The following is a 1820-nucleotide window of genomic DNA, read 5'->3' as shown; positions in this document are numbered from 1 at the left end:
GTAGGAGAGCCGGCGTGAGCTTGAGGATCGTTGTCTGTGTGAAGTACGTGCCCGACGCCACCGGTGACCGGCATTTCGCCGATGACCTGACGCTGGACCGTGAGGATGTCGACGGTCTGTTGTCGGAGCTGGATGAGTATGCGGTGGAGCAGGCGCTGCAGATCGCGGACGAGGCGGATGATGCGGAGATCACCGTGTTGACGGTGGGTCCGGAGGATGCCAAGGACGCGTTGCGCAAGGCGTTGTCGATGGGTGCGGACAAGGCCGTTCATGTCGAGGACGACGATCTGCACGGTACGGATGTGATCGGTACGTCGCTGGTGCTGGCGAAGGCGATCGAGAAGACGGGTTACGACCTGGTCGTGTGTGGGATGGCGTCGACGGACGGGACGATGGGGGTGCTGCCGGCGGTGCTGGCGGAGCGTCTGGGTGTGCCGCAGGTGACGTTGTTGTCGGAGGTGAAGGTCGAGGGCGGCACGGTGACCGGGCGTCGTGACGGTGACAGTGCGTCGGAGTTGTTGCAGGCGTCGTTGCCGGCGGTGGTGTCGGTGACGGACCAGTCGGGTGAGGCGCGTTACCCGTCGTTCAAGGGGATCATGGCGGCGAAGAAGAAGCCGGTCGAGTCGCTGGATCTGGAGGATCTGGAGATCGGCGCGGACGAGGTCGGTCTGGCGGGTGCGTGGACCGCGGTGGACTCCGCGGTGCAGCGTCCGGCGCGTACGGCGGGCACGATCGTCAAGGACGAGGGTGAGGGCGGCAAGCAGCTCGCCGAGTTCCTCGCGGGCCAGAAGTTCATCTAGAGCCGGCTGTTTCGTCCGTCCCTCGTTCCTTCGTTACTTGCAGGAGATTGAAGTCCCATGGCTGAAGTTCTCGTCTATGTCGACCACGTGGACGGTGCCGTCCGCAAGCCCACTCTGGAGCTTTTGACGCTGGCGCGTCGGATCGGTGAGCCGGTCGCTGTCGCGCTGGGTGCAGGTGCCGGGGCCACTGCGTCCGTGCTCGCCGAGCACGGTGCGGTCAAGGTTCTCACCGCAGACGCCCCCGAGTTCGCCGACTATCTGGTCGTGCCGAAGGTGGATGCGCTGCAGGCTGCGGTCGAGGCGGTGTCCCCGGCCGCGGTGCTGGTTCCCTCGTCGGCGGAGGGCAAGGAGATCGCCGCCCGTCTCGCGGTCCGGATCGGTTCCGGGATCATCACGGACGCCGTGGACCTGGAGGCCGGTGAGCAGGGTCCGGTGGCCACGCAGTCGGCGTTCGCCGCGTCGTTCACCACGAAGTCCCGTGTTTCCAGGGGTATCCCGGTCATCACGGTGAAGCCGAACTCGGCTCCGGTCGAGGCGGCCCCGGCCGCGGGTGCGGTCGAGGCCCTGCCCGTCAGCTTCTCGGCGCAGGCGACCGGCACGAAGGTGCTGTCCCGTACCCCGCGTGAGTCGACCGGGCGTCCGGAGCTGACCGAGGCCGCGATCGTGGTCTCCGGTGGCCGTGGTGTCAACGGTGCGGAGAACTTCGCGATCATCGAGGCGCTCGCCGACTCGCTCGGCGCGGCGGTGGGTGCCTCGCGTGCCGCGGTCGACGCCGGCTGGTACCCGCACTCCAACCAGGTCGGTCAGACCGGCAAGTCGGTGTCGCCGCAGCTGTATATCGCGTCCGGTATCTCCGGCGCGATCCAGCACCGGGCCGGCATGCAGACCTCGAAGACGATCGTCGCGATCAACAAGGACTCCGAGGCCCCGATCTTCGACCTCGTCGACTACGGCGTCGTCGGCGACCTCTTCCAGGTCGTCCCCCAGCTCACCGACGAGGTCAACACCCGCAAGGGCTGA

General features: G+C 67.3%; 2 protein-coding genes. Both read left to right on the top strand.

Features of this window, described 5'->3' with window-relative positions:
• The first annotated feature begins 14 nt into the window (after positions 1 to 14).
• Positions 15 to 800 (top strand): electron transfer flavoprotein subunit beta/FixA family protein, encoded by a 786-nt coding sequence (locus ACWCP8_RS41135; RefSeq protein WP_451121672.1) that lies wholly within the window; start codon positions 15 to 17, stop codon positions 798 to 800.
• Positions 801 to 857: 57 nt separating this feature from the next.
• The gene (locus ACWCP8_RS41130) at positions 858 to 1820 is read left to right on the top strand and encodes an electron transfer flavoprotein subunit alpha/FixB family protein (protein WP_356007370.1); all 963 of its coding nucleotides are present in this window, start codon (positions 858 to 860) and stop codon (positions 1818 to 1820) included.

This window comes from Streptomyces sp. NPDC002206, from assembly GCF_053593595.1.
Note: the sequence above shows the minus strand (reverse complement) of the source record. Positions and strands in the feature narration are given on the sequence as shown.

Bases quoted from the DNA above. Each gene is read 5' to 3' on its own strand.
- ACWCP8_RS41130 (WP_356007370.1), top strand. From the start codon at position 858: ATGGCTGAAGTTCTCGTCTATGTCGACCACGTGGACGGTGCCGTCCGC.